At 48.1% G+C, this 13,326-nt stretch carries 12 protein-coding genes; 10 read left to right on the forward strand and 2 right to left on the reverse strand.

What is annotated here, in order from left to right; translation table 11 throughout:
* Window positions 1-74: 74 nt before the first annotated feature.
* The 6 genes from FCL48_RS13045 to FCL48_RS13070 all read left to right on the forward strand — a co-directional run bounded on the left by FCL48_RS13045 (window position 75) and on the right by FCL48_RS13070 (window position 4,807).
* Window positions 75-494 carry a hydrogenase iron-sulfur subunit gene (locus tag FCL48_RS13045; RefSeq protein ID WP_169309208.1) on the forward strand — a complete coding sequence of 140 codons (420 nt, stop codon included), beginning with the start codon at window positions 75-77 and terminating at the stop codon, window positions 492-494.
* Between the two features lie 12 nt (window positions 495-506).
* Complete coding sequence (locus tag FCL48_RS13050; protein ID WP_136872723.1) at window positions 507-1,448, forward strand: methyl viologen-reducing hydrogenase; 942 nt, start codon at window positions 507-509, stop codon at window positions 1,446-1,448.
* A 1-nt stretch (window position 1,449) separates the two neighbouring features.
* Entirely contained in the window at window positions 1,450-2,898 is a 1,449-nt protein-coding gene (locus FCL48_RS13055; protein ID WP_136872724.1) for a Ni/Fe hydrogenase subunit alpha, read from the forward strand.
* A gap of 178 nt (window positions 2,899-3,076) precedes the next feature.
* Window positions 3,077-3,319 carry a hypothetical protein gene (locus FCL48_RS13060; RefSeq protein WP_136872725.1) on the forward strand — a complete coding sequence of 81 codons (243 nt, stop codon included), beginning with the start codon at window positions 3,077-3,079 and terminating at the stop codon, window positions 3,317-3,319.
* Window positions 3,320-3,430: 111 nt separating this feature from the next.
* Window positions 3,431-4,522: a hydrogenase formation protein HypD gene (hypD, locus tag FCL48_RS13065; protein ID WP_136872726.1), complete on the forward strand. Its 1,092-nt coding sequence runs from the start codon at window positions 3,431-3,433 to the stop codon at window positions 4,520-4,522.
* A gap of 39 nt (window positions 4,523-4,561) precedes the next feature.
* Complete coding sequence (locus FCL48_RS13070) at window positions 4,562-4,807, forward strand: hydrogenase/urease maturation nickel metallochaperone HypA (RefSeq protein WP_136872727.1); 246 nt, start codon at window positions 4,562-4,564, stop codon at window positions 4,805-4,807.
* Window positions 4,808-4,942: 135 nt separating this feature from the next.
* On the opposite strand, the gene FCL48_RS13075 is transcribed toward FCL48_RS13070, so the two are convergent.
* Window positions 4,943-5,275 carry a hypothetical protein gene (locus FCL48_RS13075; protein WP_136872728.1) on the reverse strand — a complete coding sequence of 111 codons (333 nt, stop codon included), beginning with the start codon at window positions 5,273-5,275 and terminating at the stop codon, window positions 4,943-4,945.
* 230 nt (window positions 5,276-5,505) lie between these two features.
* Here FCL48_RS13075 and FCL48_RS13080 point away from each other — a divergent pair, with 230 nt between their 5' ends.
* The 3 genes from FCL48_RS13080 (at window position 5,506) to FCL48_RS13090 (ending at window position 7,558) form a co-directional block, all read left to right on the forward strand.
* Window positions 5,506-5,964 carry a MauE/DoxX family redox-associated membrane protein gene (locus FCL48_RS13080; RefSeq protein WP_169309209.1) on the forward strand — a complete coding sequence of 153 codons (459 nt, stop codon included), beginning with the start codon at window positions 5,506-5,508 and terminating at the stop codon, window positions 5,962-5,964.
* 19 nt (window positions 5,965-5,983) lie between these two features.
* On the forward strand, window positions 5,984-6,499 hold the full coding sequence (locus tag FCL48_RS13085; protein WP_136872730.1) for a rhodanese-like domain-containing protein: 516 nt from the start codon (window positions 5,984-5,986) through the stop codon (window positions 6,497-6,499).
* Window positions 6,500-7,183: 684 nt separating this feature from the next.
* A complete protein-coding gene (locus FCL48_RS13090) occupies window positions 7,184-7,558 on the forward strand; it encodes a hypothetical protein (protein ID WP_136872731.1) in 375 nt (124 codons plus the stop codon).
* A 96-nt stretch (window positions 7,559-7,654) separates the two neighbouring features.
* Here FCL48_RS13090 and FCL48_RS13095 read toward each other — a convergent pair whose 3' ends face one another.
* Window positions 7,655-8,440 (reverse strand): transporter substrate-binding domain-containing protein, encoded by a 786-nt coding sequence (locus tag FCL48_RS13095; RefSeq protein ID WP_136872732.1) that lies wholly within the window; start codon window positions 8,438-8,440, stop codon window positions 7,655-7,657.
* A gap of 410 nt (window positions 8,441-8,850) precedes the next feature.
* Here FCL48_RS13095 and gltB point away from each other — a divergent pair, with 410 nt between their 5' ends.
* Entirely contained in the window at window positions 8,851-13,317 is a 4,467-nt protein-coding gene (gene gltB / locus FCL48_RS13100; protein WP_136872733.1) for a glutamate synthase large subunit, read from the forward strand.
* Window positions 13,318-13,326 lie beyond the last annotated feature (9 nt).

Genomic DNA, 13,326 nt, shown 5'->3' on the forward strand with positions numbered 1-13,326 from the left:
AGAGGATTTTCGAGATAAACTTTAATAGCCCCGGTACATGGAAAATAAGCCGGGATAAAAAAGGAGTAGATCACATGAGTTTTGAGCCTAAAATAGTTGCTTTTTGCTGCAACTGGTGCTCCTACGCCGCCGCTGATCTCGCAGGTACTGCCCGGATGCAGTATCCACATAATGTGCGGATTGTTCGAGTTATGTGCTCTGGAATGGTGCACCCTGAATTTATTATGGATGCTCTCTCCCAAGGTGCTGACGGGGTCATGGTACTTGGCTGACACCTCGGTGAATGTCATTACCTGGATGGTAATTATAAAGCGATGACCCGCTCGAATATGGTCGTGGAGTTGTTGGAAGATTTTGGATACGAAGCAGAGAGATTCAGCCTAGCCTGGGTGTCTTCAGCGGAACCTGATAAATTCGTGGAAGCGGTTACGAAGATGACCGCCCAGGTTAAAAAATTAGGTCCTGTCAACAGTCAGGATGCCCCAGTGGCGTAACAGGAGGGAGATATGGGTGTAACTACAGCTTTAGAGTGGCTGGGATCCTGTTCCGGGTGTGAAATAGCCATCCTGAATATCGGAGAAGCTCTCGTTCCTATTATCACAGAGGCCCTGGATATTGTTCATGCACCGGTTTTAATGGACCATAAATATTTTGGCCAGTGCGGTGAAGGGGTTACCCTGAACATACCAAATGCCGTTGTTGGTATCGTTACAGGCGGGGTCAGTAACCATGAACACCTCGAGGTTCTCGAAGAGATGCGGGAAAAATGCCAGGTGCTTATTGCCCTTGGCACCTGTGCCACCCATGGTGGAATTCCGGCGCTCATGAATGGACAGGATCTGGGTCAGGCCGTTGCTGATATTTTCAGCACTGAATCTACAGACCCGGGTGCTGAGATCCCAAACATCGAGGTGCCGGCACTGCTTGATCGTGTTTATGCATGTGATGAGAAGGTGAAGATCGATATGCAGCTTCCCGGATGTCCGCCAAATCCTGAACTGATCGCCGAGGTAATCATGTCTCTGGTGGAAGGTCGGGATCCTGTACTTCCCGGCAAAAGTGTCTGTGACACCTGTCCGACCAGACGTGAAGGAAAGGGTGATGTAGATAAACTCAAGCGTTTTTTGACCAATGCGGAATTTAAGCCGGGCGAACCGCTCGATAAGATGCGCTGTCTGCTGGAACAGGGATACCTCTGTATGGGACCTGTAACTGCTGCGGGTTGTGCCAAGCGGGGGGCGCCAAGTTGTATTAGTGCCAGAGTTCCCTGTCGAGGCTGTTTTGGTCCGGTACGAAAAGATGGCAATCAGCTGCTTGATATGATGAATGCTCTTGCAAGTAATGGCATTGACTATAAATCTGTTATAGATCGTCGTTCAATACTGAGGTTTTCAGGAGCCCACGGAACACTTCGACCTCTGAAAAAGAAGGTCGTAGAGGAGGATTAAGATGGGAAAGGTTTTAAATATAGCACCGGTTTCCCGCATTGAAGGGCATGCCAAGATTGCAATACATCTTGGTGATGATGGTAATGTCGAGGATGCCTTCCTCCACATCCAGTCTCTTCGCGGATTTGAGAAGTTTATAGAGGGAAGGCCTGCCGAAGAAGTACCCCGCATTGTCAATCGTATTTGTGGCATCTGCCCATGGATGCACCATCTGGCTTCCAATAAAGCAGTGGATGCGGCCTATGGCGTGACCCCAACCCCGACGGGACATAAGTTGCGTGAGATGTGCCAGGTTCTGGCCCACATCAACGATAAGATTCTCCACTTTTTCTTTCTCGCTGCACCCGACTTTGTACTGGGCCCAGATGCTGACTATTCAGTGAGAAACGTGATCGGAGTGGTTAAGGCCGCACCGGAGCTTGCCACTCAGGTGGTCAAGATGCGTCAGCTCGGTCAGATGATGCTCGATAAATTTGCCGGTAAAGCAATCCATCCCATTGCAGGCGTTGTTGGTGGATTTGCAAAGCCGATGATGGAAGCAGAGCGTCTGGAGCTTTTAGAAGGCGCCCGTACGCTTCTGGATTTCTCGACTTATGCGCTGGATTTCGCCATTGAGAATGTCTTTTCCAAGTATATGGATGTTATCAGCGACCTTGGGGTGATTAACACCGGTTTTCTGGGGACCGTGGATCGTGAAAACGGCGCACTCAGGCTCTATGACGGTAAGTTGCGGCTGATGAAGGCGGACGGTAGCTACGATGATTTTGAGGGCGTTGATTACCTGAAATATCTCGGCGAACATGTGGAGCCATGGGGCTACTCGAAAATGCCATACGCCAAGAACTGGAACGAAGGTTTTGATATGGAGCTTTCCGCTCCAAAAGGTATCTACCGTTCCAACACCCTGGCTAGAATCAACGTCTGTGATAAGATTTCCACACCAAAGGCTCAGGCTGCACTTGAGGCCTTCCGGGCTTCTTTTGGTCGTCCTGCCCAGCAGACACTCCTCTATCACTACGCAAGACTGATCGAGATGATCTATGCCTGTGAACGAACCATTGAGTTACTTGAGTGGGAGGGCATCACTGATCCTAATGTTCGTGCCAAAGCTGAACCTAAGGCCGGACGGGGTGTAGGTGTTGTTGAAGCTCCACGGGGAACCCTGATTCACGATTACCACACCGATGAGAACGGCTGTATCACCAAGGCCAATCTCATTGTTGGTACAACCCACAATATTGCGCCGATGAATATGAGTGTGAAGCAGGCCGCAACCACTCTTATTAAAAATGGTATTTATAATGAGGGCCTGCTCAATCAGGTAGAGATGGCGGTGCGCGCCTACGACCCCTGAATGTCCTGTGCAACCCACCGCCTGGATGGCGGCATACCAGTATCAGTGTCAATCAAGGACTCAAAAGGTGTTGAAATCGACAATATTGTCAGCTAGAAAAACGTCTGCAGAGCGTCCGTAAGGACTGTTTGTCTGTAGATCAATAACGAGGGCGGCGGATGAATGATGACATATCTTGTCCGCCTGAGTTGTTTTTTTTGATTGATAAGGTAATATAGTTTTTATTATAATGTTATCCGTTTATCGGATGACTCACTTTGTGGAGGAAGCTCCAATGTCAAACCCACGTAGAACTCAGGTTCGTGCGGAAAATCCGAGCGGTGCCTGTGGCAAACTTGATCATATGACAATAGATGAGCTCAAAGCTCGAGCTGTTGGTGATGATTTTGACGGAACCTGTCCTGCCTGCGGGAAATTTCATTTAACCCGTGCAGAAATTGAGAAAATAGAGTCCGAAAAAATTACCGAATCTGCAAGTTACCAGGAAATGAAAAAAGAGGCGGAAGCCGAGCAGTAAGGAACTATTTCAAGAATATTAAGCAATTGTGTTTTAAAATTGCTTACGAAATAATAAAGCCCAGGTGATATATATCGCCTGGGCTTTAGGTATGCCATAGGGAGCCGAAATTTGGGTAAGGATCTTGAACGTCAAAAGGTGCTGTTGGATGAGCTGCATATGCTTGTCGATCGACCCATGCGTCTCATGGTTGTTTGTGGTACGCAGAACAAGGCAATCTTAAAGCACGGTCTTCGGGAACTGCTGCCTAAAGACCTGGATCTGGTGGCCGGTCCTGGTTGTAGTGTCTGTGTTATGCCAGCGGGTCATATCGATGCCTTTGTTAAAATTGCCATGCAGCCGGATGTGATCACAGCTGTCTGTGAAGATTTGCTCAAGGTACCAGGTAGCAAGGAGTCTCTTGGCTCGGCAATGACAAAAGGGGCAAGGGTCGAGATTATCACCTCGCCCATGGACGCCCTTGATATCGCCCGACGGGAACCTGAATCGATCGTTGTCTATCCCGCTGTCGGTTTTGAAGCAACAGCTCCCAGTGTTGCGGAAACAATTCTGGAAGCGGCACGTTTTGGTGTCGAGAATTTCTGTGTTATCCCCTCAATTCGCCTTTTACCCCCGACCATAGACCTTCTTATGCTGGATCCGGAACTCAATATCCGGGGTCTGCTCTGCTCAGATCATATCAATACGATATCCGATACCGAGGCCTACACCGAACTTGCCAAGACCCATAAACTCTCATGTTATATAGCAGGCTTTGAGATTGTAGAGATCCTGGAAGGGCTGGTCAGCCTAGTGCGTCAGATCCGCAATGATGTATCTGTCTTTGATGACACTTCTGCGTTTATTTATTCTTCTGAGGATAACCGCAAAGCGCGCAAAATGGTCTCCGAAGTGTTTTTTACCGTGGATACCGACTGGCGTGGCCTCGGCACCATAGAGAAAAGCGGGTTTGTTATCCGTGATGAACTCTCACTTTATGATGCGACCAAACGTTTTAATGTTCGTTTTAAAGAAGGCCAGGAATCCTGTATGTGTCAGTGTAATGCTATCATTACCGGAAGAGGCCTTCCCCCCGATTGTCCGGCCTTTGGTATGGTCTGTTCTCCCCAGTCTCCGATTGGTCCGTGTATGATCTCCGATGAGGGGATCTGTCACTCTTATTTTAAATACCATTTGCAGTCGAGTAAGAACTCATCACATTGATATTTTCCATGATGTATCTGTACACCTCAGTGTCACACAATGCATGAATTCTCCCTTGCGCAGGGCTTACATACGCAGTTGATGGATCTTGTGCGCGAGCATGGGATGAAAAGTGTTAAGATGGCCGAGATTAGTATTGGCAGCAATGCGGGAATTGTTGAAGAGTCATTTCTCTTTGGTTTTAATGTACTGGCCGAGCAGTATCAAGAGACCAGAGGGATAGAGCTTGTGGTCAATCATGACAATAGTAGCGATCTGATTCTGCAGCGTCTTGAACTGGAGTGATACTGACTTTCTTTTCCCTGCGAGCTTTGCTTGTATCACAGTTCAACCGTCTTGAAATATTCATCAAACAATCAGGTGAGTCCGGCATTCAAGGGACACTCTTGCACGGGTATCGGTTTGAAAACTGCTGAGATGCTATAATAAAAGTGTGCCCAAGCCTATACAGAGCATCAATATTCCTGCAATATCAAGCAGGTTCCCCAGGGCGCAGACGTTGCGCCTGCGCATAAGAAAATTGGCGAGGTTGAGAGTCGTCTTCTGAGTACTGGAGCTGGCCGGTTGTCGAGACAACCTTGGATGGTTGAGATATTCACCTGCTCCCAGAAGAAGACCGCCTATCGCTAATTCATCGATCCCTTTTGGTACCGCCTGGATCAACAGACTTACACCAAGCCCTATGCCGCCCAGCAGGATGCTGAATAGAGCGATTGTAAAGGCAAGCGGGGGTTTTCTTTTTTCTGGGTTCATTTCTGATTCCTCGTTATTTTTCTTTTACGGGTGTTTCAGTTTAGCAGGTAAATGACAGGTTCTCCAAATACATTTCCGAATTAATCTGAACATATCAATATTTCCAATAAATCTACTCTTTGTGATAGGCTTTAACTATTGGACAAAATCCAATTGTTACGGCATCTTGTGCAGTTGATCAAAGTCAACACCAATGCACAACGAAAGCCCGAGAGAGAAAGGAAGAGAGAGTGGACGCGCGCCGAAAAAAAAAGCAAAGAATCCTGTCTGTAGCAGAAAAAATATGTCGGGCGGTTATTATCCTGGTACTTCTGGCTGCAGCTCTTCCAAAACTCTTTAATATTGCTGATTTTGCCGCAATCATTAATGCGTACGCCATTCTACCCGGTTTTGCTGTGACACCGGTGGCGGTATTCCTTCCTCTTGCCGAAATCGCCCTTGCCCTGGGCCTTATTTTTAACAGAGCCTCAAGTAAATATCTGACTATCTTCTTGCTGCTCTTTTTTATTGCTGTTCTCTGCTATGCAATTTCCCAGGGGCTGGATATCGATTGCGGATGCTTTGGTTCAGAGGATCCTGAGCATCGCGCTTTTCAGGGGCTGCGTGTTGCAATTGTACGGGACCTTGTAATGATATTTTTGCTCTTATATTCACTCTGGTACTGCAACTACCGGGAATCATATAAATAATTAACAGGAGATTACACAGATGAAGAACCTTGTCGCGCTCACACTGGCTATGCTATTAGTGGCATCTAATGCCTATGCTTTCGGCTCAAAATTCAAAGATGAAATAGCAACGGAAACTGTCGCTGTAAAATTAGTTCGCGATGTTGCCGCTGGTGGCTATGATCTTATAACAACGGCAGAACTGGCCGCACTCAAAGAATCGGGGGAAGACATTCTGGTGATTGATACCATGCCCTATGAAGAGAGTTATAAGAAAAATCACATTCCAGGGGCTGTGCAGTTCCTCTTTCCCATTCCTGATATGACTACCTGGAACGATGCTGAAACCGCTGGCAAGAGTCAGGAGGATTTCCTGGCCCTTCTCGGACCGGACAAAGAAAAAAAAATAATCGTATACTGCGGATTTGTAAAATGTACCAGAAGTCATAACGGCGCCCTTTGGGCCAAAAAATTGGGTTATAAAAATGTTTATCGTTATCCAGGTGGAATTTTCGCCTGGAAAGGTGCAGACTATGAGGTTGCTACCGTAAAATAGCTGAGGCTGTTTTCAGGAATAACGAAGGGCAACACCAGAAGGTGTTGCCCTTTTTTGCTCACAGGTGGGTAAATATTGCATTCTTGCCGTGCAGTCCTAAAATATCGACCTTCGTCCCTTGCAATAAATGCCAGGAAAAAGTGTTAGGCATGGAAAATGCAAATATGTAGAAAGCCGACCAAAAGGCCCATCAAGACGTGCTGGCACCAGACAGGACGATTCTATTGTACAATTGTGAATATGCAGGCTGTCTTGGCTGTTTGGCAGAAAAACGAGCAGATCGTTGTATATTGTAAGAGCAAAACTTCAACCAGACAAAAACAAGGAGGTGGTGCTGATACGGTAAGGACATCAGAATGCTTGCAAAATGTAACCTAAATATTGCAAATGTCTTGTAACACTGCAGATCTGACCAAAGGGTGCTCCTCCAGGGTTCGCTTGTTTTGAGTTGTACTTTTTGCGCACTTTTGTGAACTGGAACCTTGTGAGTCCCTGGTGTAAGATCATGAAAATACGCTAATATTTAAAATCACAAAACAGAGAATGCAATTTTTAGGGGTAGTACAAAAGATTGATTACAGTTAGACAATACTTGATAAATCTTTTTCAGTAAAAGGTGATTGTGCGGCTCGCATACCTGTGGTTGCGGGGCATGATTACGCTTACCTCAACAAGGAGAGCTCAATGAAAAGATTAATGGTTATCCTCTCAATGTTATCGATACTTTTTGTAGTTTCAGGTGCTTTGGCTGTAGATAAAATGGCTATCAGTAAAAATGTGGATGATATCGTTGCAGCGATAGATGGTGGAAAAGATTCAACCAGTTTTACAGCAGACGCCTACGATCCCTATGTCTTTATTCTGGAGGAAGCAGGAAAGCTTCTGGTCCACCCGTCCCTGCAAGGAGAAAGCCTGAAAGAAAAGGCGGCCCCTGTCTATGAGGCCCTTGTTGCAGCAGATCCTGCAGGGGGATGGATTCAGTATGAATGGAAGGGGAAAATGAAGAATACCTATGCAAAACGAACAAAAGATAATCTCATAGTAGGTAGCGGCTATTAAAGAGCCTTCGGCGTATTCATTGTAATAAAACGGCGTGATGCTGCCCCTTACCATTGCAGATTGATCGTAAGGGGCAGCAATAGTACAGCAGGTCTTTTACTCGGCAATCCATTTCATTTTAAGTGCTGCAAATTCTCCTTTTTCATGCATCTGGTGCATCCAGAGATTCATCCAATTCAGAAAGGCAAAATCATCCCGGGGCAGCATGTAGCCAAAATCATCTTTGGTAAGGGTTTTGTCCGGGGCAACTGCATAGAGCTGTCGATTTTTGCCGGCAACGAGCATGGCCTCAACGTTGTCGGTGATCATCACGTCGACCTCACCTTTTTCAACCGCTTCCGGAATACTTAAGTTCTTTTCTATCACCACAATTTCTGCATTTTTAATGTTTGCAAGAACAAATTTTTCATTGGTGCCGCCAGGGTTTACTCCGATTTTTACGCCGGAAACATCGATCTCCTTTACGCTCTGAAAACGATCTTTATCGGTCATTCTTATAAGCGGGCATTTGCCAACCTTGATGTACGGGCTGGTCAGGCCAACCTGCTTTAGTCTTGTGAGGTTTCTGGTAATTCCCGACATTGCAACATCATAGGAATTATCCAGAATGCCCTGAGTGAGAGTCTTCCATGTGGTCTTGACAAAACGAACCTCAACACCCAAGGCATCTCCAAGCAGTCTGGCCGCATCAATATCGTGGCCTTCAAACATCTTGGTTTCTTCATTAAAATAGCTGAAAGGTTTGTAGTCGCCGGTGGTTCCAACAAGGATGTAACCCCTTTCTGCAATTTCATCCAGGCGGGATGGCTGGGCCCAGGCGACAGTGGACAGCAGCAGTGTTAAGAGGGTGAATATAACGCTGAGTTGTGTAATATGTTTCATTGTATTCTCCTTTTGTGTTGAGGAAATGAGATTTTAGGTTGTTATAGCAGTTGCGGGAGATAGAACAGAATAAAAGTAGGTGTTCTTTAGGGTAGATATGTGTCAATAAATGTTTTATAGCAAAATTGTTCATAATTCATCAAAAAAGCCAGGATCTATGTTAATAAATGCTGAGATGTCCTTTTTGCTGAAAAACCGGTAGAATATCCTGTTATCCGACCCATGAAAAAATAAGAGCTTGCGTGGGGGGAAATGCGAAGATTAATATTGGCTGCAACGCTCCGGCAGATCCGATGCCGGCTTAAAAAGATTGGTGACTTGGTTATGTTGCAATCGTTCACCAAGCCATGGCAGTAACTGATGTAATAACGAGTATTAAAAAGATATTGATAAAGTGTTAAGAGGACCGAATGGGCTTATATAACCCCCAGCTGGAAAAAGATAACTGTGGATTTGGGCTGATTGCCCATATGGAAGGCGAGGCCAGCCATAAACTGGTACGCACGGCAATTTCATCCCTCGCCAGGATGGCCCACCGCGGAGGGATCGCCGCTGATGGTAAGACCGGTGACGGTTGTGGGGTACTGCTGCAAAAACCCGACAGTTTTTTTAAAGCGATCGCCAGGGAAGAGGGCTGGGCCCTTGGTGGCAGATATGGCGTTGGAATGATCTTTCTCAGCCAGGATCCAGACAAAAATGATGCCGAGAAAGCGATAATAAACGAGGAACTTGAGGCAGAGACTCTGACCGTTCTGGGCTGGAGGGAAGTTCCTGTGGATACCGGGGTCCTGGGTGATTTCGGGAAGAAAACCATGCCTCGCATTGTTCAGGTCGTTTTTAATGGTCCGTTTGGCTGGGGATCAAAGGATCTGGAGCGCCGGCTCTATATGGTGAAAAGGCGGATTGAAAAACGGATTACAGATGATCCTGATTTTTATATCGTTAGCCTCTCCAATCTGGTGATTATCTACAAAGGTCTGTGCCGTCCTGTTGATCTCTCACTCTTTTATCCGGACCTTGCAGATATCAGAATGCAGTCTTCCATCTGTCTGTTCCATCAGAGATTTTCCACAAATACTCTGCCGAAATGGCCGCTGGCTCAGCCTTTTCGCTTTCTGGCCCACAATGGTGAGATAAATACCATTACAGGCAACAGGCAATGGGCCAGGTCCAGGTCCTACAAGTTTAGATCTCCGTTATTGCCCGATATGGCGGAAGCCGCTCCTTTTGTCAACAGTACAGGTTCTGATAGCTCGGCTCTTGATAATATGCTGGAGTTGTTTCTGGCAGGTGGAATGGATCTGTTTCGTGCCTTTCGTCTGCTTATTCCTCCTGCCTGGCAGAATCACCCCAATATGGATGAGGACCTGCGGGCATTTTATGATTTCAACTCCATGCACATGGAGCCGTGGGACGGGCCTGCTGGTATTGTCATGAGTGACGGCCGTTTTGCCGCCTGTGGTCTTGACCGCAACGGCCTGCGACCGGCCCGTTATGTGGTGACAAAGGACAAATGGATCACCCTTGCCTCCGAGGTCGGGATCTGGGATTACGAGGCTGATGAGGTTTTGGAAAAAGGCCGGGTCGGGCCAGGTGAGCTTCTGGTCATTGATACTCTCACCGGTACCCGCTGGACCTCCTGGGATATCGATCAGGAGCTCAAGCGTCGCCACCCCTACAAGGAGTGGATGAAGAAATGTTGTCACCGTTTGCCTCCCTTTATGGTTGAAGAGGCAAATCAGGATCTCGAGCGGCAATTTGACAATGATACCTTGCTCATCTATCAGAAACTGTTTGGCATCACGAGTGAAGAAGTCGAACAGGTGATCAAGGTATTGGCCGAGACGGGGCAGGAGCCAATTGCCTCCATGGGAGACGATGCGCCCATGGCCGTTTTATCCAAAAAAGAACGCAGCATTTATGATTATTTCAGGCAGATGTTTGCCCAGGTGACCAACCCTCCCATCGACCCACTGCGGGAAAGGCATGTTATGTCCCTTGCCACCTGTGTTGGCCGGGAGCAAAACGTTTTTGATGAGGTGAAGGGCCATGCCTACCGGGTAATCTTTGATTCGCCGGTGCTTGTGAGCACTGACATGGAGAATCTTCTGGCTCTCGATCAGGCGCATTACCGCCACGCTGTTGTTGATATCAATTATCCGGCTGACGGTAATCTGGAAGAGGCTCTTATAGGGCTTTGTACCCGGGTTGAAGCCGAGGTGAAAAACAAGGTGGTGCTTCTGGTCCTCTCCGATAGAAATATCTCAGAGAATACCTTGCCGATCCCCATGGCCATGGCGGTGGGAGCCGTGCAACGGACTCTGGTTGAAAATAAAACCCGCTGCGATACCAATATTATTGTCGAGACGGCCTCAGTCCGGGATCCCCACCACTTTGCCGTTCTTTTCGGCATGGGTGCAACAGCAATCTATCCCTATCTTGCCTACGAGACTATTAGCCAGCTGGTTGCGGAATCCATGGCCGACATGAGCTATAATAAGGCCGTCTACAACTACCGCAAAGGCATAGATAAGGGACTGCTGAAAATCCTGTCCAAAATGGGAATTGCAACCATTGCCTCCTACCGTTGTTCTCAGCTTTTTGAGGCAGTGGGCCTTTCCCGGGAGGTTGTTGATTTTTGTTTCAGCAATGTGGTCAGTCGCATTGAGGGGGCCAGTTTCAGTGATTTTCATGCAGATCAGCTTCGGCGAGCCAAAATGAGCTGGAAGCGTCAGCATAAGCCGCTGGTGCGTGGTGGCCTGTTTAAATATATCCATGGCGGCGAGTACCATGCCTACAATCCGGATGTAGTCCAGAGCCTGCAAAAGGCAGTACGTGGCGGTGCTTTTAGTGATTATCAGGAGTATTCAAGGCTGGTCAATGAACGGCCTGTTGCCTGTCTTCGTGATCTCCTGGGGTTGCGAACAGATACTGCCTCTATACCCCTTGAAGATGTGGAGCCCGCATCTACCTTTTACAGCCGTTTTGACTCTGCGGCCATGTCCATTGGAGCGCTGAGCCAGGAGGCCCATGAAGCCCTTGCCATTGGCATGAACCGTCTGGGCGGTTACTCAAACAGTGGTGAGGGCGGGGAAGATCCGGACCGTTTTGGGACCGAGCGGGTCTCTAAGATTAAACAGGTCGCCTCAGGCCGTTTTGGTGTCACTCCACACTATCTCGTCAATGCGGAGGTTATTCAGATTAAGATGGCCCAGGGAGCAAAACCCGGGGAAGGCGGGCAGTTGCCCGGCCATAAGGTAACCGCGCAGATAGCCCAGCTTCGTTACTCTGTCCCTGGGGTGACACTTATATCACCGCCACCCCACCATGATATCTATTCCATAGAGGACCTGGCGCAATTGATCTTTGACCTCAAGCAGGTCAACCCAAAAGCGCGTATCAGTGTCAAGCTGGTTTCAGAACCGGGTGTCGGTACCATTGCCACGGGGGTGGTCAAGGCCTATGCCGATCTTATAACGATCTCGGGCTATGATGGAGGTACCGGTGCAAGCCCTCTGACCTCGGTGAAGTATGCGGGGAGTCCCTGGGAACTTGGTCTTGCCGAAACTCAGCAAGCCCTGGTTTCCAATGGGCTGAGACATAAGGTGCGGCTGCAGGTGGATGGTGGTCTGAAAACGGGACAGGATATCATCAAGGCCGCCATCTTAGGCGCTGAAAGCTTTGGTTTTGGAACTGGCCCTCTCATTTCCCTCGGTTGCAAATTCTTACGCATCTGCCATCTCAATAACTGCGCCACCGGAGTCGCCACTCAGGATGAGACCCTTCGAAAAGAGTACTTTGCCGGTATTCCCCAGATGGTCATGAATTACTTCCAGTTCATGGTTCAGGAGACCAGGATGCTCATGGCCGAACTGGGGGTTGCAAAGCTTACCGATCTCATTGGTCGCACCGATCTGCTGGTTGAGCTCAAAGGCATTACTGAAAAGCAGGAAAAGCTCGTGCTTGCACCTCTTCTGGAGACAGCAGTACCTCCTCCGACAAGCGGTCTGTGTTATTCAGAACCAAATACTCCGGATGATAAAGGTCTTCTTAACCTCAAACTTGTGGAAAGGTTCGGAGAAGCCGTTAAAAATAAAAGCGGTGGAGGAGGCAGCTTTACCATTCGCAATACCGATCGTACGGTAGGGGCCCTGCTCTCAGGGGAAATCGCCCGTCTTTATGGAAATAAAGACATGTCCACAGCTCCTCTTACCCTGCTTTTTAGCGGCACGGCCGGCCAGAGTTTTGGAGCCTGGAACGCCGGTGGTTTGAATATGGTGCTGACCGGTGATGCCAACGATTATGTGGGGAAAGGTATGGCCGGGGGTAAATTGGTTGTTCGGCCTCCACTTGGGGTCAGTTACAAAAGCCATGAGGCGGTGATCATTGGCAATACCTGTCTCTATGGAGCCACAGGCGGCGAATTGTTTGCTGCAGGCAAGGCCGGAGAGCGTTTTTGTGTAAGAAACTCCGGGGCCAAGGTTGTGGTCGAAGGAATTGGCGATAACGGCTGTGAGTATATGACAGGTGGAATTGTGACCATCCTCGGGGAAACCGGCGTTAATTTTGGGGCCGGAATGACCGGTGGTTTTGTCTATATCTTAGATGAGTCTGACAGTCTCAAATCCCGGGTGAATCCTGAGCTTGTTGATGTTCTCACTTTAGAGGACCATGCAGTGCTCCGGGAACATCTGCGGGGGATCATAAACCGCCATGCAGAAGAGACCGGGAGCAAAAGGGCCGAACGGATTCTTTCCGGGTTTGATGAACATTATGTGTCGTTGTTTAAACTGGTGAAGCCGAAAACATCAGATGTGGACTCCCTGCTCGGACGTCGTGGGAATTCCCCCCGTGAAACCCTGGCTGTGGTGCAATAAAGGTAGAAT

Source organism: Desulforhopalus sp. IMCC35007, from assembly GCF_005116575.1.
In the GTDB taxonomy this organism is placed as follows: domain Bacteria; phylum Desulfobacterota; class Desulfobulbia; order Desulfobulbales; family Desulfocapsaceae; genus Desulforhopalus_A.